Here is a 22772-nt window from a genome sequence, read left to right as displayed (position 1 = left end):
GACTAAAGAAGAGCCCCTTCTTCTATTCATATTCCAGTAATTAGAATTGATCCATCTTATGCTCTTGATACTTACGAAGAGCTTCATTTCCCACCATAACTTCACAGCGGTAAATGTTCATTCCTTGTCCAACAAATTTGGTCTCATACTCTGTCATTACATGCTCTTCATTAATTCCTTCCCGGTGTAAGCTTAAGGAAATATTGTTCATTTGCAATCCGGTAGCCGCAAAGGAATTGAGTGAAAATTCAAACAACGTTAAGGAATCCGTTTTGAAATGGATTTCTCCCTTCTCGTTAAGAACCGAACGATATTTGTCCAGGAAGCGCGGATGAGTCAGCCGGCGGCGACCGTGTCTGGATTTTGGCCAGGGATCACTGAAGTTCAGATAGATCCGCTCTACTTCGCCAGGAGCAAAGAACTCCTCCAATGACTCAATATTTCCAAGAGCCAGCTTCACGTTAGACGGCAGGTCTACGCCCTGTTCCATCCAGATTCCACGCGCCTTCTCACTTGCCCTCCGGATCAACTCATCATACATGTCCATCCCAATGAAATTGCAATCCGGATATTTCACGCTCATCCCACTGATGAACTGCCCTTTACCCATACCAAGCTCAATATAAATCGGATTATCATTGCCGAACCATTCCGCCCAGCGTCCTTTATGCTCCCGGGGATCCAGTGTAACGATATCCTGCTGTGACTCCAAATTCTCCCGTATCCCTTTTCTACCGCGTAAACGCATCTCATTCCTCCGCCTTTATCATGTGCTGTTGGCACATTAAACATTTGATACTCCTGCATTATTGTGCCTAAGATTTCGCCAAAAGTAAAGACCAAAGGCCGGTATGAAATGGAAAAAGGAATCCTGGTGACCGCTGGAAACGATCAAGGATTCCTCTTTCACTATATTTGGAATTGGGGTCCAACGATTCTTAAGATCCGCATCATTGCCGGATCCGCTTCATATAGGACTTTCATAGGCTGCAAGACATTCAGAAACTGACAAGTCAACTCAGCTACTGACTGATATTAAAATATCACAATAGGCCGATGAATTCAACAAACCACCCTCCGGTTCCCCTTTTTTTGTGTTTTTTGATACAATGTAACATAAGAAAAAAGTCGTCACACAGAAATAATCTATTTGGGTCATTTCAAATACAAAGGAGTTACCATGAGTATACAAATACCTTCGGCCCCAACCTTATGGGGAGGTAAAAGATTTCATACATGGAACACAGAAATGCGTGAGGTTTTTGACGGGAAAGTGTTCAAAGTTATGCTGGATGCAGGGTTCACCTGCCCAAACCGGGATGGGTCCATCGCCAAAGGAGGATGTACCTTCTGCAGTGCGCGGGGCTCAGGCGACTTTGCAGGAAGCCGCCGGGACGATCTTGTCACTCAGTTCAATACCATACGGGACAAACAGCATTTGAAGTGGCCAAACGCAAAGTATGTCGGATATTTCCAGGCATATACCAATACCTATGCCCCGGTGGAGGAGCTCCGGGAATATTATGAGGTTATCCTTCAGCAGCCCGGTGTAGTGGGCCTATCTATTGCTACGCGCCCAGACTGTCTGCCTGATGAGGTGATTGATTACCTCGCAGAACTTAATGAACGGACTTATCTATGGGTAGAAATGGGACTTCAGACCGTCCATGAATCTACTTCGCAGTTAATCAACCGTGCGCATGATACCCAGTGTTACCTCGAGGCTGTAGAGAAGCTTCGCAAAAGAAACATCAGGGTCTGCGCCCATATTATTTACGGGCTGCCACAGGAGAGCCATGAAATGATGCTGGAAACGGGACGAGCCGTTGCGGCCATGGACGTTCAAGGAATCAAAATCCATCTGCTGCATCTCATGAGAAAGACCCCTATGGTGAAACAATATGAGGCAGGACTCCTGCGCTTCCTGGAGAAAGATGAATACGTGAAGCTCATCGTGGACACGTTGGAGTTCCTCCCACCTGAGATGATTGTACATCGGCTAACCGGAGATGCACCGAGGGATCTTCTTATTGGACCCCTCTGGAGCCTGAAGAAGTGGGAAGTTCTGAACGCGATAGACGCTGAACTTAAGGCCCGTGACACCTGGCAGGGTAAGTTCTGGAGGGGGCGTTAAGATGGGCTTTCAGTCCGTACTCAGCATGGCTCATCAGCTGGCAGGCGCCCGCCTTCAGCCTGGGGACACAGCTATTGACGCAACGGCTGGAACCGGTGCAGATACCCTGTTCCTGGCGCTTGCCTGCGGGCGCAGGGGACAGGTCTTCAGCTTTGATGTACAAGCCGAGGCGCTCATCTTAACGGAGCGGCGTTTGGCCAAGGAGGAGCAGGCCAAGCTGGCCCAGGTAACTCTGCTGCAGCGCAGTCATGCTGAGATGAAAGAGGCTGTGCCTGCCAAGTTACACGGCCGTCTTGGGGCTGTCATGTTCAACCTCGGCTATCTCCCGGCAGAAGGCGCCGATTCATCGCTGATTACAGAGCCGGCCAGTACGATGGCTGCTCTAAAGGCTGCCATGGAGCTGCTTCGCCCAAGGGGGATCATTACGGCGGTTCTCTATCCAGGTCATCCTGGCGGGGCAGATGAAGCCGCTGCCGTTCAGGATTGGGCAGCCTCCCTGCCTCTATCCGAAGGGCAGTCATTAATATACCGGCAGCTGCAGAAAGCAGCTGCGCCATACCTAATTGCCATCGAGAAGAAATAATGAAATGAGGTTAATATATGAGTGTACACAAGATTGAACATATCGGAATCCGCGTATCCGTTCTTGAGGATTCCATTGAATTTTATAAACGAGTACTGGGACTCAAACTGCTCTATACCATTGGGGAGGTTGGAGAGGACCTTCGTCTCGCCTTTCTTTCTTTTCCCGGACAGGAAAGTGTAGAGATCGAGCTGGTCTACATCAAAGATGCTCCCGAACTCGCCAGTGAAGGACGTGTAAATCATTTGGCATTCACTGTAAGCTATATCGACAGAGAATATGCTCGTATTGCTGAACTTGGATTATCCGGACGGGACCCCGAGATCCGTTCACTTCCTAACGGGAACCGTTTCTTTTTCTTTAATGGGCCAGATGGGGAACGTATTGAATTTTTTGAACCTGCGCGCATATCTTGAACCATTCAAGCAACAGCTGAAGGAGGATGACCTCTATAGAATCGAATCATTTCAATCTACTCAGCTCAGACGGCACGGATATCTATGTCTATAACTGGCTTCCTTCCCCGGCTTCCGAGGCTCGCCCCCGTGGGGTGATCCAGATTGCACATGGTATGGCCGAGACCGCCAAAAGATATGAGCGAATTGCCTTCGAGCTTACCCTGCAGGGCTATATTGTCTATGCCAACGACCATCGTGGTCATGGGCGGACTGCAGGCAGCCTGGATGAACTGGGCAAGATCGGTACGGACGGCTTCAATGCCATGGTGAACGATATGATCTCACTGGGGAGTGTTATCCGGGATAAGTATCCGGATCTGCCGATTCTGCTTCTCGGTCACAGCATGGGCTCTTTCCTCACCCAAAAGGTCATGTATACAGGTCATGAACATTATTCGGGATTTATGTTGTCAGGAACCTGCGGGAAGCGAAGTATGCTGGAAGTTGGCGAGAAGCTGGCTTTGCTGCAGGTTATGCTTCAGGGTGAACGTCACCCCAGTCTTCTGCTTAATGCTGTCGTATTTGGACCTTATAACCGTTCATTCAAACCGGTTCGAACTCCATTTGACTGGTTAACCCGTGATCAAGCGGAGGTGGACAAATTCATCGAGGATCCTGAATGCGGGGCGATCAGCAGCACAGGCTTCTTCCGGGATTTCTTCCGTCTTCTGCTGGAAATTCATAATCCTGAGCGGATGGCTCTGATCCCTAAGGATAAGCCGATCTACTTGTTCAGCGGAGAAGAGGATCCTGTCGGTCTTAAGGGAGATGGAGTTCGCCGTCTGTATAGGCAGTATCATCATCTTGGGATTCAGGACGTGGAGCTAAAGCTTTATCCGGGAGCACGCCATGAACTGCTGAACGAAATTAACCGGGATGAAGTCACAAGCGACCTGCTCGGTTGGATCAACCGGCATACGAGTTGAAGGCGATGGCTGGCTGGATCAACCCGCCTACAAGTTGAAAGCGATAGTAGCAAGCCTACGGCTGCAGTAAATAAACAAGCCAAAAAAAGCAAGTCTCCCTTTGCAGGGGCTTGCTTTTTTGGTATAAGTTTGGAGCTGATTGCTCACTGGATTGTTGTCTTCTTCTTCATAGAAAATGGCTGTTTATGCGACTGCTTTTCTTGGACAGCCTCTATTCAAGCACAGCTGTCTCAAGCAGCGGCAGGGTATAGAACACCGGAACCTCGGCGTCATTTTGCTGATAAAGGACGATTAACAACGTGTTCTCGTTCTCTGTACCCGAGATGGGTTCGTCCCCTAGTACCTTATGAAGCGGGAATGGAAGCTCTTCCACCACTGCAAATTTTTGCAGCTCCCGGTCCTGGACTCCTAAATTCGCAAAATCCCCGGAGACCTGATCCGCCCTTTCGATCAGTGCTTTGAAGTGGGCACTTCTGCGGTCTTTATCCACACGGGTCTCCCACCAGATTTTCCGCGGCTTATATTTGTGACCCAAGAAATAATCGAGCTGCATCAACCCCATAACTACTTCAGGACGCTTCATTCCCCGGTAATCCAGGAAGGACTGCAGCCTGGTAAATAAATCTTCCAGCTGATGCCCAATCCGCTGCCAACCCTGCTCTTCCCAGTAGTTACCAAAGTCCTGGAAGAAATCGAATGGTGAGTCAAATTCGTGCTTCATCAAATAGTTCAAGGTATTGTCCATACGATGAGCATTCCAGTATTTCTCCAGCACATCCTCCAGCCGCTTGAGTCTGACAATGTCAGAGAAAGGCAGCACATCGTTACCCAGAATTTCGTAAGGCGCGTGGTCCATGTAAGTATAGTTGTATTTCTTGGCATCATTCCGGAGTCCAGTTCCCCGAAGCATCTTGAGGAAACCGAGCTGCAGCTCCTCGGGACCCAGTTCAAATACATCGTTAAAAGTTTGGCGGAACGACTCGTAGTTCTCTTCAGGCAGACCTGCGATCAGATCCAAGTGCTGATCGATCTTCCCGCTGTTCTTGATTGTAGTGACGGTCCGCGTCAGCTTGGTAAAGTTCTGGCGGCGCTTGACCAGTTCATTGGTAGCATCATTGGTGGATTGAACCCCGATTTCGAACCGGAAGATCCCCGGAGGCGCATTCTCAGCCAGATATTCAAGTACTTCGGGACGCATGATATCGGCAGTAATCTCGAACTGGAAAATGCAGCCCTGATGGTTCTCAATCAAGAACTGGAACATCTCCATGGCATAGGCTCTATTAATATTGAAAGTCCGGTCCAGGAATTTAATGATCTTGGCTCCATTGCTGATCAAATAGAGAATATCCGACTTCACACGTTCTATATCGTAATAACGCACTCCGACCTCGATACTCGACAGACAGAACTGACAATTGAAGGGACATCCCCGGCTTGTCTCGAAGTATACAATTCGTTTGCCCAAATTCGGAATGTCCTCTTGAAACCGATGCGGTGATGGGAGTGTGTTCAAATCGCTTTTGGGATGACCAGGCATGATAACGACTTCCTGATCTTTGCGGTAGGCAATGCCGTATACAAAGTGGAATTTACGCTCTCCGCTCAGCTCCTGCAGCAGCCGATGGAATACCTCTTCTCCTTCGCCCATCACGATAAAATCAACATGCCGCGCCCGGTTCATCCAATACTCTGTATCGTAGGACACTTCGGGTCCACCCAGTACGATTGTGACCTCCGGCATGACCTTCTTAAGAATCTCGACGACTTTGAGGGTCTCTTCAATATTCCAGATGTAACATGAGAATCCAACTACATCGGGCTTCTTGTTGAACAGGTCCGACACGATGTTCATCGCCGGGTCCTTAATCGTATATTCGGCAAGCTGAATGTCGAATTCATGATCGCTGTACGCCTTGAGCAGGCGGATGGCCAGGGATGTATGAATGTACTTGGCGTTAAGCGTTGACAGGATAACTTTCATGGTTCACAACCTTCTTTTGAGTTAAAAAGTATGGCGCATGGTGCAGCGTTCTGTGGGCGGATCGTCCTTGGGCGCATGGTGCAGCGTTCTGTGGGCGGATCGTCCTTGGGTGCATGATGCAGCGCTCCGTGAGCGATCGTCCTTGGGTGCATGGTGCAGCGCTCCGTGGGCGGATCGTCCTTACGATCGCTGTTGCTTCCGGATTCCTTATTATCATCACTTTAGTGATGGAATCCGGGAGCAAAGGCGAACGCTTCGCTTCTTCAGGACGATTCCGCCCCCTCCGCTGGTGCTGGAGCACATTGCTAATTGATTCAAAACATACGTAAGCTTTGCACAAACAATTTATTCAAAAATAATCGTCATTATCGTTATCCGGTACGCCGCCCTGGTTCTGGAAGAAATCCAAGAACGGCTGGCCGTATTTCTTGTATTTCAATTCACCTACACCTTTTATCTTCAGCATTGCCGCTTCTGACTGCGGGCAGACCACACTCATCTCGCGCAGCGTGGCATCGTTGAAAATAATGTAGGATGGCACTCTCTCCCGTTCGGCCAGGTCACGGCGAATAAGCCGAAGCTGTTCGAACACGGTCTCATTCACCGCCGACGGGCTTGTATCATAAGACGGCCCTCTGCGGCGGGAGCTGCCGGAGGTTGCTGTTGAAGCAGAAGGCAGCGGCGCACGCATCATCACCTGATGGTTTCCTTTAAGAACATCAGCAGCTACGGGCTGGAGACGCACAACGGGGTACTGGCCCTCAGACAAGCTTAGATAACCATCCGCAACAAAGGTGTTAATCAATTCCGAAATTTCCTTCTCGGTTCTTGTCCGCATCATCCCATAGGTAGGCAGACTGTCGAACCCGTACTGGAGCACTTTCTTGTTCTGTGAGCCTTTAAGCACTGAGGCCACCATCGATACGCCAAAGCGCTCCCGCATCCGGTAAATACACGAGAAGATCACCTGGGCGTCTCTCGTCATATCGGTGAGCTCCCTCTCATCCCGGCAGGAGCTGCAGATTCCGCACGGCTTCTGATCATGCTCTTCCCCGAAATACTCCAGCATGGCGAACCTGAGACAGCGATTGGAATAGCAATATTCAATCATCTGCTGCAGCTTCCGGTAGTCATTACGCTTCCGGTCCCCCTCTTGGGGATTCTGCTCAATCAGAAATTTCTGGGTCATGATGTCCTGGGCGCTGAATAAAAGAATACATTCACTCGGTTCGCCGTCCCGCCCTGCGCGGCCTGCCTCCTGAACATAAGCCTCCATATTTTTCGGCATATTATAGTGAATTACGTACCGTACGTTGGATTTATCGATCCCCATCCCGAACGCATTGGTAGCGACCATCACCCGGATATCGTCATATAGAAAAGCTTCCTGATTGTCGGCTCTTTCCTGATCGGACAGGCCGGCGTGATATCTTCCCGCCTGAATTCCAGCTTGGCGAAGCCGCTCATAGAGATCGTCGACCTCCTTCCGGGTCGCCGCATAGATAATCCCGGGCTCGGCCGAATGGGCAGCCGTATAATTCATGACATATTCGCGCTTATTCTCCCCGCGCAGAACGGACATGGCCAGATTATCACGGCCAAGACCCGTAACGAATACAGCGGGATCCTTGAGCCGAAGCAGCCGCAGCATATCATCCATAACCTCCAGAGTCGCCGTGGCCGTAAAGGCGGCCAGAATAGGACGATGCGGCAGAGATGAGACAAAAGGAGCAACCGACAGATAGCTTGTCCGGAAATCATGTCCCCATTGGGACACGCAGTGAGCTTCATCGACCGCGACGCATGAAATAGACAGGTCGGCCATTTCGTTCTGGAACCAGTCCAGCTCAAGGCGTTCTGGAGCTACATATAAGAGCTTGAGTTCGCCCCGCCCTGCTGCACGGATGCGATCATTTACTTCTTTTCCACTTAACGTACTGTTGATATAAGCGGCGGAAATTCCCATCGTGGTCAGAGCATCGACCTGATCCTTCATTAGAGAGATCAGCGGAGACACCACCAGGGTAAGACCCGGCAGCAGCAGCGCGGGGATTTGGTAACATATTGATTTACCCCCTCCGGTAGGCATAATTCCAAGCGTGTCCTCTCCTTGCAGGAGGCTCTCTACGATCTTCTTCTGCCCTTCACGGAAGTCCGGATATCCATAATACTTCTGAAGCACTTCCTGTGCTTGTTCTATAGTATAAATTTCAGTATTCATGTAAGAAATCTCCTTACTCTTGTTCATTCCATCTATGGAATGGAGCAAGAACTGACGTTTCTTTAAGCTCCATTCCATATAGTGTAACGGGGTTTGTACGATTGGGCAACCGCTCAGTACATTGACCCGGACGTCGAAATAAGGGTATCATCGGTCTAGATATGAGACACTATTAGCACGGATTACCAGGAGGCATGAACATTGAAGAAGAAGAACTATACCACGAATCGCACGACCAAAGTAAGCAGCCCGGCCAAGCCGAAGATTTACACGGTGAAAGAGTCCACCCAGCTGCTCCCTTTTCTATTAGATACTCTGAGCCAGCTGAGCCGAAATTCTGTAAAATCTATACTGGCTCGGGGCCAGGTTACGGTGAACAGCCAGCCGACTACCGCCTACAACTATGAGCTTGAACCCGGCTATCTGGTGTCCATACATCAGGAGAAGGTAACCTCAGCTCCACCGCTGATCGGTATGACGATACTTTTTGAGGATGAGGATATCGTTGTGATCCAGAAGGAACATGGACTGTTATCCGTCTCGGCAGGGCAAGAGAATGAGATCACGGCTTACCGCCAGCTTATGAGTCATGTAAGAACCGAGAACCCCAATCAACGGATCTTTATTGTCCACCGGCTGGACCGGGACACCTCGGGTGTCATGCTTTTTGCAAAGAGTGAGAAAGTGCAGCAAATCCTTCAAAATTCATGGCAGGATATTGTTAAAGAGCGATCCTACGTTGCACTTGTAGATGGCGAAGTGAAAAAACAGGAAGGCACGATTACCTCTTGGCTGAAGGAAAGCAGCACGCTCAAAATGTACTCCAGCCCTTATCCCAATGATGGTCAACATGCAGTCACTCATTACAAAAAAATGGAGTCCAATAAATTCTTCAGCCTCCTCGAGGTTCATCTCGAAACAGGACGCAAAAATCAAATACGCGTTCATATGCAGGATATCGGGCATCCGGTGGCCGGTGACAAGAAGTACGGCTCCAAGAGCAAAGAAATCGGCAGATTGGGGCTTCATGCCCGAATTCTCGCATTTGAGCATCCGACAACAGGGGCTATGATGCGCTTTGAGACCGATATTCCCAAGGTATTCCTTAAGCCGTTCAGAGCGGGATCTTCCAAATAACCGGACAAGCCCAGAATATGGTGGAGATCATCGCGAGAAGTATGGATGGACCCAGACCCGGCATGAAAACTGGAAATCTCCCTCTAAAAAAACCTCAGTCTGCAGGCGCCGCCAGCAGACTTTTTTGGGCTGCTGTCCCAGCATAGCCCGCACGGTTCCTGCTTACTTGTTAGCGATGAGTAACTTTCGGGTAAAACAATAAAAGACTAGGACAAATGAGATCAGGTAATAATTTATTTATTATGGTGACTTAAGGAGACATGACCCATGAAATTAACCCCCGAGCAAGCCATACAACTGCATGGATTCAATAATCTGACGAAATCGCTCAGCTTCAATATGTATGATATTTGCTATACTAAAACCACCGAGGAACGCGATGCTTACATTGAGTATGTGGATGAGCAGTATAACGCTGACCGTCTTACCGCCATATTAAAATCTGTGTCTGACATCATTGGAGCTAATGTATTAAACATTGCCAAACAGGACTACATTCCCCAAGGCGCCAGTGTGACGATGCTCGTATCCGAAGGACCCGTTGCCGAGATGAACACCGAGACCTTCGATGAAACCCCCGGACCTCTTCCCGATCATGTGGTCATGCATCTCGACAAAAGCCATATCACCGTTCATACTTACCCGGAGTCTCATCCAGATGAAGGCATCTGTACGTTTCGCGCAGATATTGATGTATCTACGTGCGGGGAGATCTCGCCGCTCAAAGCCCTTAACTTCCTGATCCACTCTTTTGAGCCGGATATGATGACAATGGATTACCGGGTTCGCGGCTTCACCCGCGATATCAACGGACGCAAGCTATTCATTGATCACGACATCAGCTCCATCCAGAATTACATCCCCGACAAGGATAAGAAGCTGTATGACATGATCGATGTTAACGTGTATCAAGAGAATATATTCCACACCAAGTGCAAACTCAAAGCCTTCGATTTGGACAACTACCTGTTCGGCTATACGAAGGAAAAGCTCAGCCCAGAAGAGCAGGCTTCGATCACAGACCGGCTCAAGATCGAAATGGATGAAATCTATTATGGAAAAAATATGAAACGCGGCTCCCTCTGAGACGAGCCTGTGTTCTGAACTGGAGAGGATTGTTCATCAATCCTCTCTTTTTTGTGTTGACAAAATATTGAAATCAATTATGATAAATGTATCAAATAGATATATCGAGTAGATACATGGAGAGAAGGGTGTTCATTTGCTGGAATACGTAATATTAGGACTGCTTATTGAGCGGCCGATGAACGGCTACGAGATCAAGAAGACGATCGACAGCACGGTAGGTCTCTTCTATAAAGCCAGCTTCGGAAGTCTGTATCCGGCCCTAAAGAGGCTGGCTGAGAAAGGCTGGGTGTCCATTACCGATACCGAAGATGCGAAGAACAAGAAGATCGCCACTCTGCTCCCTGAAGGCAAGCGCCAATTTCTTCTATGGCTGGCAGAGCCACTGCAGGTATTTCGTGGTGAACCGCTGCTGAAAATTTTTTTCTACGATTATCTGGATCCAGCTACTCGGGAGGAGCGCCTTGCTGAATATCATTCAGGACTTCATCAGCAGCTTAAACGTCTGGAGGCGGTCCAGGACATCGTATCGAAAGAGCTGCAGGAGGTGGAGAATCCGGAGGATCATTACTACCGGGTATCCATGCTTAAGTATGGGCTGCGGTATCTGAACATGAAGGAACAATGGATTAACGATATTAAAGAGAGGAATGATCTGAATCATGACAACATCTCCGAATAAAAGAAGCTTTTCAGCAAGGAGGCCTGTGCTGGCCGTAGTTATTATTGAAGCACTTCTGCTTATTGCCATGTTCGCAGCGGGGGCTTACGCACAAATCAAACAGCTGGATTATACCGCACCTGTGGTTATCTCTTTCATCCCTTTCGCTCTCGTGCTGATTGTGTATCTGACGATAAGAGGAAAATGGAAAGCTCTAGGCTTTGAGTCGCTTAGGAACATACCGTCCCGGAACTGGATCTATTATCTGCCGCTTGTGCTGGTCCTCGGCATTAACTGCATGAATGGCTTTAAGTCCACATCAGCTTCAACTTTGCTGTACTTTATCGGGTTTACTCTGCTGGTTGGTTTTGTCGAGGAGACCATCTACCGCGGCTTAATTCTTCGGACTCTGCTTGCCAAAGGGGTCACCACCGCTGTCGTAACTTCCAGCATCCTGTTCGGAGTCACGCACATATTAAATGCCCTGTCTGGTCAAAATTTATTTGAGACGATTCTGCAGATTGTATATGCCCTGCTCGTTGGACTTGTCCTGGCTTTATTAATCATCATGAATAACAATATCCTTCCCTTAATCACCTTCCACTTTATACATAATCTAATTCAATTTATGAGCCCTAGTGACTCGGTCTGGTATGGAACTCTTGTTGTCATAGCAGTATTAGCCCTACAGGCCATATGGTTGATCTTAACTTTGAGACGGGTTCCTATCCAGTCCGCCCTAGCCAGTTAATCCAGAAACAGCAGCCAGAGATTGACCTGGAGCCAAATTTGTTGTAATTTAATTGGAAATATTAAATATAAAGCACTTAAAAAATAACATACAGGAAGGCGTAATGGAGGGGAAGCTTGGAACTGTAGGAGCGAACGCGACCGCCTTTGTCTCCGGATTTCAACCGCAAAGAACGGTATACATCAAGAAATCTGGAGACAACAGCGGCCGGAAGTCCAAGCATTCTCCGTAATTACAACCCTAATCAATGTTAAAATTTCAAGTGGCTTATATAGCATCAGCATTGACCAAGATCATGAGCTTCGGACACCGGCCGTATAGAGAGGAAACCCTTGGGCTGAAAGGCTTCCCGGCACGATTCGAGGACTCCCTACCTTGGAAGCTGCAGCGGCAAACCGCTGCCGGTGAACCCCGTTATCAGGCTAAGAATCAGCCTAGCAGCATGCTGATCTAATTAGGGTGGTACCACGAGCGCATTCGTCCCTTGACGAATAGCGCTCTTTTTTGTTCCTAGAATACTTTCGAGAAAGGATGAGATGAATGAGACAAAGCCGCATGCTGATACCTACACTAAGAGAAGCTCCTGCGGATGCCGAGACGCAGAGCCACCGTCTACTGCTGCGCGGCGGATATATCCGTCAGTTGGCTTCAGGAGTGTATACCTACCTGCCCCTCGGATGGCGTGTCCTGCAGAAGGCAGCAGCCATCGTTCGGGAGGAAATGAATTTGACGGATGCGCAGGAACTGCTTATGCCTGCCATGCAGCCTGCGGAGCTGTGGAGACAATCGGGCAGATATGAGGTCTACGGACCTGAGCTTGTCCGTCTGGAGGATCGTCATGGCAGGGAGTTCGCCCTTGGCCCTACTCATGAAGAGGTTATTACTTCCCTGATGAAGGATGAGATAAACTCTTACCGGCAGCTGCCGATGACCCTCTACCAGATCCAGACTAAATTCCGGGATGAGCGACGGCCTCGCTTCGGTCTGCTCCGGGGAAGAGAATTTCTGATGAAGGACGCTTATTCCTTCGATACTGACTGGAACGGACTGGATACCAGCTACTGGTCCATGCATGCAGCCTACACCCGTATTTTCACAAGATGCGGGCTTGACTTCAGGTCGGTTCAGGCGGATGCCGGGGCTATCGGAGGCGAGGGAGAGACTCATGAGTTCATGGCTCTAGCGGAGATCGGCGAGGATACGATCGCCGTATGCCCTGTAGGGGACTATGCCGCCAATCTGGAGAAAGCGGAATATCAGACTTCTTATCAGCCTGAGCACCTGGGGACCCGGATAAGCCGCAGAGCGAATCTGCCTGCCCCTCACCTGCTCGCTACGCCCGGAGTCCACTCTATTGATGAGCTTGTTACCTTCACAGAGCAGGAAGCGGGCAATTTCATCAAGACGCTGATCTATCTCATGGACGGCAATCCGGTGGCTGTCCTTGTTCGAGGTGATCATGAAGTGAATGAAATCAAGCTGAAGAACCATACCGGTGCTGAAACGGTTCAGCTTGCTGATGCAGCCACAGTCCTGCAGGTGACAGGCGCTGAAGTTGGCTTCGCGGGTCCGGTAGGACTTTCCATCCCCCTGCTTGTTGACCAAGAGGTCGGCTTGATGGATACGGGCATAACCGGGGCGAACCAATCCGATTATCATCTGAGCGGTGTCCGCCCTGGTATCGATTTTGCCTTGGATACGGTGCTGGATCTGAGGAATGTGACCCTAGGCGACCCATGCCCGCATTGTGGAAGCGAGATGAATCTAGTGCGCGGAATCGAGGTTGGCCATGTCTTCAAGCTGGGAACGAAGTACAGCGAGGCGCTCGGGGCTGTGTACTCTGACGCCTCGGGTCAGGAGCAAAACCTCATCATGGGCTGTTATGGCATCGGCGTCTCCCGTATTCTCTCGGCTGTGGCCGAGCAGCATCACGACCAGAATGGAATCTTATGGCCTGCCTCCCTGGCACCTTACCAGGTCCATATCGTACCGCTCTCCATCAAGGATGAGACCCAAATGGGCCTGGCAGATGAGCTCTACGAGAAGCTCACAAGCCAAGGTATAGAGGTCTTACTGGATGACCGGGACGAGCGGCCCGGTGTCAAATTCAAGGACTCGGACCTGATCGGGATTCCGATCCGCATCGTCATTGGCAAGCTGGCCAAGGACAGACAGGTGGAGTGGAAAGAAAGACACAAGGCGGAGGCGGAAGTGCTGGAATTAGAAGCTGCATTGTCGAGAATAACGGAGCATCAGTTGAAGTAACTCGCTGCTGCATCAAGGAATGGCCGGATTGCCCGGTCATTCCTTTTTTTGAATTTATATAGCCATAACTTTCTTCCTCTCCTGCAGCTAAATTGTGTTATAATAGTTCAGCGCATCCTGCGTTTAACTGAAGAAAGTCCATGTGCCAAGGCGCATGGGAGAGGTTCGCGAACTCCCTCTATAAAAAACTAAGCTAGCCTTATCCGCAATTTGACAGGGCTTGTTTTTTTGCGATGCCAGTTCAAGAACTCTCTCTCTTCCACACTTTAGAAGATAGAGAGGTTTTTTTATGCTTAAAAATGAAAAAGCTGTCGTCGTATTCAGCGGCGGGCAAGACAGCACGACCTGCCTGTTCTGGGCATTGAAGCATTTTGCCGAGGTCGAGACGGTTACCTTCAACTACGGTCAGCGTCACAGCCTGGAGATCGAATGCGCCAAGCAGATTGCCGACGAGCTAGGAGTCAAGAATACCGTGCTTGATATGAGCCTGCTGAACCAGCTGGCCCCGAATGCTCTTACACGTGATGATATCGAGATTACCCAGGAAGAGGGCAGCCTGCCAAGCACCTTTGTGGAAGGCCGCAATCATTTGTTCCTCAGCTTTGCAGCTGTACTAGCCAAGACAGCCGGGGCAAGACACCTGATCACCGGTGTCTGCGAGACCGATTTCAGCGGTTATCCGGACTGCCGCGATACTTTTGTCAAATCGCTGAATGTTACACTCAATCTCGCGATGGACTATAACTTTGTGATCCACACCCCGCTTATGTGGCTGGATAAAGCTGAGACCTGGGCGCTTGCGGATGAGCTCGGCGCGTTCGACTTCGTACGCGAGAAGACGCTGACCTGCTATAACGGCGTGATTGGACACGGCTGCGGAGAATGCCCTGCCTGCAAGCTCAGACAAGCCGGATTGGATAAATTCCTGCAGTCCCGTAAGGAAGGAGATCGCTCATGAGCCGAACACCAGGTGAATTTCGCATCGTAGAAAAGCTCCAGCAGTTTGAGGTTGATATTAAGGCCAGCGAGCTCCGTTACCACAACCGTAGAGTTCTGGTGAGCAAGGAATTTACATTTGATGCCGCGCATCATCTACACGCATATGAAGGCAAGTGCAAGAATCTGCACGGCCATACCTATAAAGCTGTCATCGGAATCAGTGCACGGCCGGATGATACCGGGATTACGGCTGATTTCGGGCTGATCAAAGAAATATGGAAAACCCGGATAGAGACTTATCTGGATCACCGCTACTTGAACGAGACCCTGCCGCCAATGAACACAACCGCAGAGAATATGGTCGTATGGCTGTATGAACAAATGGAAGAAGCTCTGTTGTCTGATGAGTATAAGTCCCTAATCTGTGATGGACGTACTGAGTTCATCAGGCTGTATGAGACTCCGACCAGCTACGCCGAGGTTAGACGGGAGTGGATGACCGGTGAATAATTCAGCTGAGGTCAAAGCGGCTCCCGGCATTCCTGTACTCGAAATCTTCGGTCCGACCGTTCAAGGCGAAGGCATGGTCATCGGACAGAAAACCATGTTCGTTCGTACCGCGGGCTGTGACTACCGCTGCTCGTGGTGCGATTCTGCTTTTACCTGGGATGGCAGTGCCAAGGATCTGATTCAGCCCATGAGCGCGGAGCAAATATGGGAGGAACTGAAGCTCATCGGCGGAAGCCGCTTCTCCCACGTGACTCTGTCTGGAGGGAACCCTGCCCTGCTGCCGCAGCTTGGATCACTTGTCTCTCTGCTTAAGGCACAGGGGATCCGTATTGCGGTGGAGACTCAAGGTTCACGCTGGCAGGATTGGCTGCATGAGATTGATGAAGTTACCCTCTCTCCGAAGCCGCCAAGTTCAGGAATGACCACCGATTGGGGCAAACTTGATGAGATTGTATTCAAGCTTGCGGCGAGACCGCAGGGTTATGCTTACAGCCTGAAAGTCGTTATTTTTGATGAGGAAGACTTGGCCTATGCCACAAAGGTACACGCTCGTTATCCTGATGCGGTCATGTTCCTGCAGGTCGGGAATCCCGATGTACAGCGGATGGATACCGATGCTCATGCTTCCTATCTGCTTACTCAATATGAACAGCTGATTGATGCTGTTATGCAATCTGAAGAGCTGAACAACGTTCGCGTACTGCCTCAGCTGCATACCCTCGTATGGGGGAACAAGCGCGGGGTCTAATTAATATAGATATCGGAGGACAATCAAACTATGAGCGGAAGACAACCAAGTGAGATGCAGGACCTGACCCTGCTGGGCAATCAAGGAACCAAATATGTGTTCCAATACGCCCCAGAAGTTCTGGAAAGCTTCGAGAACAAGCATGCCTATCGTGATTATTTCGTAAAATTCAACTTTCCGGAGTTCACCAGCCTGTGCCCGATTACCGGCCAGCCTGATTTCGCAACTCTGCATATCAGCTACATTCCTGATATCAAGATGGTAGAGAGCAAGTCGCTGAAGTTGTATCTGTTCAGCTTCCGCAACCACGGTGATTTCCATGAAGATTGCATGAATATCATTATGAACGATCTAATTAAACTTATGGATCCTAAGTATATTGAAGTCTGGGGCAAATTCACACCTCGCGGCGGCATCTCCATTGACCCTTACTGCAATTATGGCCGGCCGGGCACGAAGTATGAACAAATGGCCGACCACCGGATGATGAACCACGATATGTATCCGGAGAAGATCGATAACCGTTAAGATCCGGCTGGCTGCGGGCGGCTTATTATCAGAGGGACTCTTTTTAGGGTAATATGAGTAGTAAAGGTTAGAACTGCCTACAACCCGAACGGAGAGGAGTCCTCATGATGACCATAACCAAACCGAAAGTATTCATAGCCAGACCCGTTCCACCGGAAGTGGAGGAGTATGTTGGCAAGCACTGCACATACAGCAAATGGGAAGGTGAGAAGCCCCTGACTCCCGAACAGCTGGCCGGGCACATCGCGGATGTGGAAGGTCTGCTGACCGCAGGCGGCAGGATTGACGCCGAGCTGCTTGATCATGCTCCCCACCTCAAGGTGGTGAGTACGATGAGTGTCGGCTATAACAATTTTGATCTCGATGCGATGAAGCAGCGGGGAATTAAGGGCACTAACACACCCGATGTGCTCAATGACACCGTAGCTGACCTCATTATGGCTATGATGCTGTCTGTCGCACGGCGTGTCCCTGAATTGGACAACTACGTGCGGGAAGGCAGCTGGAAGCGCGGAGATAATGAAAGTCTGTTCGGACTGGATGTCCATCACAAGACGCTTGGCATCATAGGCATGGGAAGCATCGGCCGAGCCGTTGCACGCAGAGGCAAATTCGGATTCGGCATGGATATTCTGTATCACAACCGTAATCGTAATGAGCAGGCTGAGCAAGAATATGATGCCGTATACGTCACCATGGAGGAGCTGCTGGAGCAATCCGACTTCATTGTGCTTATGACTCCGCTCACCGACGAGACCCGTCACATGATCGGAGAGTCTGAATTCGCCAAGATGAAGGAGACGGCTATCTTCGTTAACGCCTCACGCGGACAGACGGTGGATGAGGAAGCGCTCATTCGAGCACTACAGAACAAGACCATTTATGGAGCCGGACTTGATGTGTTCGATAAGGAGCCCGTCCACCCGGATAATCCGCTCCTGTCCTTGCCGAATGTGGTCCTGCTCCCCCATATTGGATCATCCACAGAGAAGACACGCCTGGACATGGCCATGCGTGCCGCGGAGCATATGGTGAGCGTCCTGCAAGGCGGAACCCCGGCGGGACTTATTAAAGAGCTCTGTGATTAACTGTTTGCAGATGCTGCTGCGCATAGTTTCATTAGTGTTCCTAACCTAATTGCAGCACAAAGACTCCGTCAATCTGATGATGACGGAGTCTTTGCCATATATTCAGGACCTCGTTACTCAAAGTCCACTTTATATTTCTTTTGAGTAGACGAAGTATGTTTGGTTTCTTCTTTGTTCCGCTCTTCCTTGACTTCCTCATTCAAATCCTCCACCGGGATCGAATCGACATTCAGCTCACTTTCGAACTTGTCAAACAAGCTTTCCTGATCGGTCTCATACTGCTCCGGATTATCCATGCCAGAAGGCCCTTGTTGTACTTTACCGCGATCCTCCATGCTTCTCACCTCTTATCCTTTGATACCTCCTTTATACCGTAATCTCGGCAAATTTAAACATGGGCAGCAGCAGCGTATCCTGTATACTGTATGATTATTATTTTTTATCCTTTGCGAGTTCTGATATGATCACAATATGATGATTTACAAAAGGAGGCGTACCGGGTCGTGCATAATCAGCGAATCAGACAGCAAATATTTGAGTTTGTAGAGGATTTGGATAATCAGCAGCTTAACGCCCACCTTAACCCTGGACAATGGAGTATCGCCCAAATACTTGATCATCTATACCTGATGGAGCGCGGGATTGCTCACCAGGTTGGTGTAACCCTGAAGCAGGGGCAGGCTGCTCCAACGAGTGCCAAGCCCTTTCACTTGACTCTTGACCGAACCCGCCGTATCGAAGCCCCTCCTCATATGGTTCCAACTGAAGAACCAAAGTCCCTCGAGCAGTTGAAGGATCAGCTGGAACAGTCACGAGCTTCGTTCATCCGGGTGTACGAAGGACGTAGCGATGAGCAGCTTACACAGCTGTCTTTTCCCCATCCGGTATTTGGACTTATGGATCTGAAGCAGTGGGAGGAATTCGTAGGCCTGCATGAACAGCGCCATTTGGAGCAGATACGGGAAATCAAACAGGCTCTAATCTCTCATATTTGAAAGGAAGTACTGCTATGAACACGAAATGGTCTCTACTCGAACACCAAATGCAAGAGAACGGGGTACATACGCTCCTAATTACCGACCCCAAGCATGTCTATTATTTGACCAGATTTCTTAGCAATCCTCATGAACGGTTCCTTGCTGCCGCTATAACTCTGGGTGAAGAGCCCTTCCTGATCGTTCCCGCTCTTGATGAAGAGGCTGCACGCGCTGGTTCTGATATTGACCTTATTTATACGCATACCGATACCGATAACCCCTATCTTGTTCTGAATCAGGCACTGAAAGGGTCTGCAGGAACGATTGCTCTGGAAAAGAATCACCTCTCGCTGGCCCGTTTCGAGTCGCTTCAGGAACACCTTACCTTCGCACGGTACCGGGATATCGGCCCTTGGCTTCAGGACATGAGAGTCCGCAAATCCGCAGATGAAATTGCCAAGATAAAGCATGCCGTAGCTTTGATTGAGCAAGTGCTGCAGGAAGGCTTGTCCAAAGTAAAGGAAGGGGTTACGGAGAATGAACTCGTAGCCGAAGTTGAGTACCAGATCAGAAGACTGGGGGCTGACGGCCCTTCTTTCGACTCCATGGTACTTACGGGCGAGAAGACGGCTCTTCCCCATGGCGTGCCTGGAACGAGAAAGCTGCAGTACGGCGACCTGCTTATGTACGATATCGGCGTTTATGCAGATGGATATGCCTCGGACATTACCCGGACCTTTGCCTTCGGAGAACCCTCTTCTGAGCTTACCCGAATATATAATACAGTGCTTGAAGCCAATGAACAGGCCATACGTTCCATCAAGCCGGGCGCATCCTTTGCGTCCATAGATCTCGCTGCGCGCAGCGTCATTGAACAGGCGGGTTACGGCGAATATTTCATGCACCGTCTCGGACATGGGCTGGGAATCGATGTACATGAGTATCCTTCCATTCACGGGCAGAACCAAGCCCTTCTGCAAGAAGGCAATGTATTCACCGTCGAACCCGGAATCTACGTAGCGGGTGTTGGCGGAGTCCGGATTGAGGATGATATTGTGGTGACAGCGGATGGCGTAGAGGTTCTAACCTCTTTCCCCAAGACGCTCACCATCCTTGAGTAGGCTGGCATTCCAACCCGTGGAGTGCGGCTGCTGACGCTGCTTCAGAATCATTCGAACTGCTTCATAATGGATCAACCTTCAATTTCCAAAAAAGCAAAAGAAATCTCGCCTTGTTAGAATGGAAGTTCCCCAACCGATTCTAATAGAGCGAGATTTCTTCATGTAGAATGACTGTACGATTCAGCCTACTTCTGTGTGTTACTGTCTGGATGGAAGAAGCGAAGCTTCGTCTTCCTCGTGCCTGAAATTCCGGGCGATATATAAGAATGGAGTACCGACAGCGGTCAGTACGAACTTGGCGACATAGGTTGTGAACAGGATTTCCAGCCAGTCGGATAGACTGTACATGGGACCCGCAAAAGCAATGGTGCAAAAAATCAATGTATCTACAAATGAGCTGATCATCGTGCTTCCGTTATTCCGGATCCACAGCTGATTCCGTTTCGGATAGAACTTCCTAATCCAGGCATACAGACGGACATCCAGGAATTGACTGATGAAGTAGGCAGTCAGACTACCGATCGCAAGTCTGGGCAGAAGCCCGAAGATCGTCTCCATAGCCGGCTGCGCAATATCACCGGGTTGAGGTTCAAAGACCAGCACCATCTGCATAATGACGGTCGTCATAATCAGTGTGAAGAAGCCGAACCAGACCGCTTTGCGCGCTTCCTCGCGTCCAAACTTCTCATTCAGCAGATCGCTTGTCAAATAAAGACTTACATACATTGTGTTCCCCAGTGTCATGACAATACCGAACATATCAATCGTTTTGGCTACCTGAATGTTGGCGATGACAGTCGCAACCCCAATCCAGGCATACAGCCCCTTTTTACCAAAAAACTTGTAGCACATCAACAGGAACGTGAAATTCACAAGAACGAAAAGCGCGCCCCAGCTAAAATTAAACATTGTCCTCTTCCTTCCTAGTTTTGGTTACGCGGGATGGTTACGAACCGCGGCTGTCTTAAGTTCCAATTAACTCAGGCACAGCAAGTACTACTCTAACACAGGCCTCGGGAGCATGGCTACCTTTTTTATCCAGAGTGGTATTTGAACTATTAGCCGGCTCCCCGATCTGTTAAACCTGCAATCTCATAAATCCGGCTCATATCCAGATGCTCGCGCGTAATTGAGGCCAGGCGGTTGAAAGCCTGTTCCTTGCGGTCTGCCGCCGAGAAAGTGTCATGTATTGGCTCAAGCCCCTTGTCCACCCTCACTCCGTTCAGCCAGCCTCGGCGCCACACATCATTATCGAACACGCCATGGAGGTACGTTCCCATCACCCGGCCGTCTTCGCTTGCAGCTCCCTCCTGCCATTTGTGCTCAGGATCATGATGGATACTGGAAAGTTCGAATAACGGCTTAGGCGTGCAGCCTTCAATCCAGACAGTTTGGCCCATATGTATTTCGTAGCCTTGAATCTGGACGATCGAAGGCATGGCATGAAGAGGGACCGGATGATCTTCAAGCAGGGTTCCAGCAACACGAACCGTCTTCTTCTCAGGCAGGAACACGGTTGTCATCGGCAGCCAGTCAAGTCCGGCAGCGTGGCCTGCCCGTCCTGAATCATAAGCGTCAGGGTCTGTCAGCTGTCTGCCCAGCATTTGATAACCTCCACATATCCCCACGAGCCGCGTCCCCGGCTGTCGCATGGCTGCATGAATCGCCTGATCCAATCCCTGCTCTCGAAGGTAAGAAAGGTCACCAAGCGTATCCTTGGTACCTGGAAGAATGATGACATCAGGATTACCCAATTCAGACGCCTTGGATACATAGCGCAGGGAAACGTCCACTTCGGCGGCTAAGGTATCAAAATCCGTAAAATTCGAAATTCTCGGGTACCTAATCACGGCGATATCTATCCCGCCAACGATTCCAATACCGGAGCAGCTATCCAGCACAACCGAATCCTCTGCTTCAATATTTAAATCCGGAATATGGGGAAGAACACCGAGAACAGGGATCCCGGTTCTCTCTTCCAGCCAATCCAGCCCAGGCTGAAGGAGTGCCGGATCACCTCGGAACTTGTTAATAATAAACCCCTTGACCCTCGCACGCTCCTCGGAAGTCAGCAGTTCGAGAGTGCCTACCAGGAAAGCGAATACCCCGCCCCGGTCAATATCAGCAACAAGCAGGACCTGCGCATCCGCCCATCCTGCCAGATTCATATTCACGATATCTCGATCCTTAAGATTGATCTCCGCAGGGCTTCCCGCCCCCTCCATAAGGACAACCTCGTAGGAAGAGCGCAAGCGTCCCAATGCTTCCATCACCGTCCGCTTAGCCTCCGGCAGAAAATCCTCCCGATAAGCTGCTGCACTCATATGGGCCAGCGGCTTGCCATGGACGACGATCTGGGAATGCATATCCCCGGTCGGCTTGATCAGAATGGGGTTCATATCGGTCGTGGCCTGAATTCCGCAGGCCTCAGCTTGAACCCCCTGGGCTCTGCCGATCTCCAAGCCGTCCTCTGTCACATAGGAGTTCAGCGCCATATTCTGAGACTTGAAGGGAGCCGTGCGGAGACCATCCTGCCTAAAAATACGGCATAACGCCGTAGTAATGATGCTTTTCCCCACATCGGAAGCCGTTCCTTGAATCATCAAAACAGCACCTTGGGGGTCCGATTGTTCTTTCATAGTCTGACCTCCCCAC

25 protein-coding genes and 1 riboswitch are annotated in these 22772 nt (G+C 49.9%); of the genes, 19 read left to right on the top strand and 6 right to left on the bottom strand.

The genetic code is table 11. The annotated features are described in order from the left end of the window. Positions 1-40: 40 nt before the first annotated feature. Positions 41-748 (bottom strand): tRNA (guanosine(46)-N7)-methyltransferase TrmB, encoded by a 708-nt coding sequence (gene trmB / locus EJP77_RS17650; protein WP_127200578.1) that lies wholly within the window; start codon positions 746-748, stop codon positions 41-43. A gap of 432 nt (positions 749-1180) precedes the next feature. On the opposite strand from trmB, the gene mnmL reads away from it, so the two are divergent. The 4 genes from mnmL to EJP77_RS17630 are packed head-to-tail and all read left to right on the top strand — an operon-like array spanning position 1181 to position 4101. Further along, positions 1181-2134: a tRNA modification radical SAM protein MnmL/YtqA gene (mnmL, locus tag EJP77_RS17645; protein ID WP_127200577.1), complete on the top strand. Its 954-nt coding sequence runs from the start codon at positions 1181-1183 to the stop codon at positions 2132-2134. Position 2135: 1 nt separating this feature from the next. Beyond that, positions 2136-2717, top strand: coding sequence for a tRNA 5-(aminomethyl)-2-thiouridylate-methyltransferase MnmM (gene mnmM / locus EJP77_RS17640; protein ID WP_127200576.1), 582 nt, complete (start codon positions 2136-2138; stop codon positions 2715-2717). Positions 2718-2734: 17 nt separating this feature from the next. After that, the gene (locus tag EJP77_RS17635; protein ID WP_127200575.1) at positions 2735-3133 is read left to right on the top strand and encodes a VOC family protein; all 399 of its coding nucleotides are present in this window, start codon (positions 2735-2737) and stop codon (positions 3131-3133) included. 26 nt (positions 3134-3159) lie between these two features. Next, a complete protein-coding gene (locus tag EJP77_RS17630) occupies positions 3160-4101 on the top strand; it encodes an alpha/beta hydrolase (protein WP_127200574.1) in 942 nt (313 codons plus the stop codon). Positions 4102-4312: 211 nt separating this feature from the next. Here the strand turns inward: EJP77_RS17630 and EJP77_RS17625 are convergent, their stop codons facing one another. Beyond that, entirely contained in the window at positions 4313-6085 is a 1773-nt protein-coding gene (locus EJP77_RS17625; RefSeq protein WP_127200573.1) for a B12-binding domain-containing radical SAM protein, read from the bottom strand. Between the two features lie 37 nt (positions 6086-6122). Here EJP77_RS17625 and EJP77_RS17620 point away from each other — a divergent pair, with 37 nt between their 5' ends. Continuing rightward, on the top strand, positions 6123-6398 hold the full coding sequence (locus EJP77_RS17620; RefSeq protein WP_127200572.1) for a hypothetical protein: 276 nt from the start codon (positions 6123-6125) through the stop codon (positions 6396-6398). A 36-nt stretch (positions 6399-6434) separates the two neighbouring features. Here the strand turns inward: EJP77_RS17620 and recQ are convergent, their stop codons facing one another. Further along, entirely contained in the window at positions 6435-8306 is a 1872-nt protein-coding gene (gene recQ / locus EJP77_RS17615) for a DNA helicase RecQ (RefSeq protein WP_127200571.1), read from the bottom strand. Positions 8307-8507: 201 nt separating this feature from the next. Here recQ and EJP77_RS17610 point away from each other — a divergent pair, with 201 nt between their 5' ends. The 12 genes from EJP77_RS17610 to EJP77_RS17560 all read left to right on the top strand — a co-directional run bounded on the left by EJP77_RS17610 (position 8508) and on the right by EJP77_RS17560 (position 18019). Continuing rightward, positions 8508-9443, top strand: a complete 936-nt coding sequence (locus EJP77_RS17610; protein ID WP_127200570.1) for an RluA family pseudouridine synthase — start codon at positions 8508-8510, stop codon at positions 9441-9443. A gap of 267 nt (positions 9444-9710) precedes the next feature. Next, positions 9711-10529 (top strand): adenosylmethionine decarboxylase, encoded by an 819-nt coding sequence (speD, locus tag EJP77_RS17605; RefSeq protein WP_127200569.1) that lies wholly within the window; start codon positions 9711-9713, stop codon positions 10527-10529. A 136-nt stretch (positions 10530-10665) separates the two neighbouring features. Next, positions 10666-11211: a PadR family transcriptional regulator gene (locus EJP77_RS17600; RefSeq protein ID WP_127200568.1), complete on the top strand. Its 546-nt coding sequence runs from the start codon at positions 10666-10668 to the stop codon at positions 11209-11211. Continuing rightward, complete coding sequence (locus EJP77_RS17595; RefSeq protein ID WP_127200567.1) at positions 11192-11941, top strand: CPBP family intramembrane glutamic endopeptidase; 750 nt, start codon at positions 11192-11194, stop codon at positions 11939-11941. Before EJP77_RS17600 ends, EJP77_RS17595 begins: the two co-directional genes overlap by 20 nt. A 103-nt stretch (positions 11942-12044) precedes the next feature. Next, the gene (locus tag EJP77_RS21025; RefSeq protein ID WP_281278502.1) at positions 12045-12173 is read left to right on the top strand and encodes a hypothetical protein; all 129 of its coding nucleotides are present in this window, start codon (positions 12045-12047) and stop codon (positions 12171-12173) included. 63 nt (positions 12174-12236) lie between these two features. Then, on the top strand, positions 12237-12395 hold the full coding sequence (locus EJP77_RS17590; protein WP_221886022.1) for a hypothetical protein: 159 nt from the start codon (positions 12237-12239) through the stop codon (positions 12393-12395). An 86-nt stretch (positions 12396-12481) separates the two neighbouring features. Continuing rightward, complete coding sequence (locus tag EJP77_RS17585; RefSeq protein WP_127200565.1) at positions 12482-14206, top strand: proline--tRNA ligase; 1725 nt, start codon at positions 12482-12484, stop codon at positions 14204-14206. 154 nt (positions 14207-14360) lie between these two features. After that, positions 14361-14404, top strand: a riboswitch (PreQ1 riboswitch). A 91-nt stretch (positions 14405-14495) separates the two neighbouring features. Beyond that, positions 14496-15164, top strand: coding sequence for a 7-cyano-7-deazaguanine synthase QueC (gene queC, locus EJP77_RS17580; RefSeq protein ID WP_127200564.1), 669 nt, complete (start codon positions 14496-14498; stop codon positions 15162-15164). Then, a complete protein-coding gene (gene queD / locus EJP77_RS17575; protein WP_127200563.1) occupies positions 15161-15655 on the top strand; it encodes a 6-carboxytetrahydropterin synthase QueD in 495 nt (164 codons plus the stop codon). The genes queC and queD overlap by 4 nt, the downstream gene beginning before the upstream one ends. Then, entirely contained in the window at positions 15648-16403 is a 756-nt protein-coding gene (gene queE / locus EJP77_RS17570) for a 7-carboxy-7-deazaguanine synthase QueE (RefSeq protein ID WP_281278501.1), read from the top strand. The genes queD and queE overlap by 8 nt, the downstream gene beginning before the upstream one ends. 30 nt (positions 16404-16433) lie before the next feature. Then, positions 16434-16931: a preQ(1) synthase gene (gene queF / locus EJP77_RS17565; protein ID WP_127200562.1), complete on the top strand. Its 498-nt coding sequence runs from the start codon at positions 16434-16436 to the stop codon at positions 16929-16931. Between the two features lie 104 nt (positions 16932-17035). Continuing rightward, a complete protein-coding gene (locus tag EJP77_RS17560) occupies positions 17036-18019 on the top strand; it encodes a 2-hydroxyacid dehydrogenase (RefSeq protein ID WP_127200561.1) in 984 nt (327 codons plus the stop codon). Positions 18020-18132: 113 nt separating this feature from the next. Here the strand turns inward: EJP77_RS17560 and EJP77_RS17555 are convergent, their stop codons facing one another. Next, positions 18133-18354, bottom strand: coding sequence for a hypothetical protein (locus tag EJP77_RS17555; RefSeq protein WP_127200560.1), 222 nt, complete (start codon positions 18352-18354; stop codon positions 18133-18135). Positions 18355-18522: 168 nt separating this feature from the next. Here EJP77_RS17555 and EJP77_RS17550 point away from each other — a divergent pair, with 168 nt between their 5' ends. After that, positions 18523-19014, top strand: a complete 492-nt coding sequence (locus tag EJP77_RS17550; protein ID WP_127200559.1) for a DinB family protein — start codon at positions 18523-18525, stop codon at positions 19012-19014. Between the two features lie 14 nt (positions 19015-19028). After that, positions 19029-20117 carry a M24 family metallopeptidase gene (locus EJP77_RS17545; RefSeq protein WP_127200558.1) on the top strand — a complete coding sequence of 363 codons (1089 nt, stop codon included), beginning with the start codon at positions 19029-19031 and terminating at the stop codon, positions 20115-20117. A gap of 198 nt (positions 20118-20315) precedes the next feature. Here the strand turns inward: EJP77_RS17545 and EJP77_RS17540 are convergent, their stop codons facing one another. Together EJP77_RS17540 and EJP77_RS17535 are read right to left on the bottom strand one after the other, a co-directional pair. Then, entirely contained in the window at positions 20316-21026 is a 711-nt protein-coding gene (locus tag EJP77_RS17540; protein WP_127200557.1) for a queuosine precursor transporter, read from the bottom strand. Between the two features lie 149 nt (positions 21027-21175). Further along, positions 21176-22756, bottom strand: a complete 1581-nt coding sequence (locus tag EJP77_RS17535; protein ID WP_246021930.1) for a cobyric acid synthase — start codon at positions 22754-22756, stop codon at positions 21176-21178. Between the last annotated feature and the right edge of the window lie 16 nt (positions 22757-22772).

This window comes from Paenibacillus zeisoli, from assembly GCF_003994465.1.
Classification (GTDB): domain Bacteria; phylum Bacillota; class Bacilli; order Paenibacillales; family Paenibacillaceae; genus Fontibacillus; species Fontibacillus zeisoli.
This window is presented reverse-complemented; position numbering and strand designations above follow the sequence as displayed.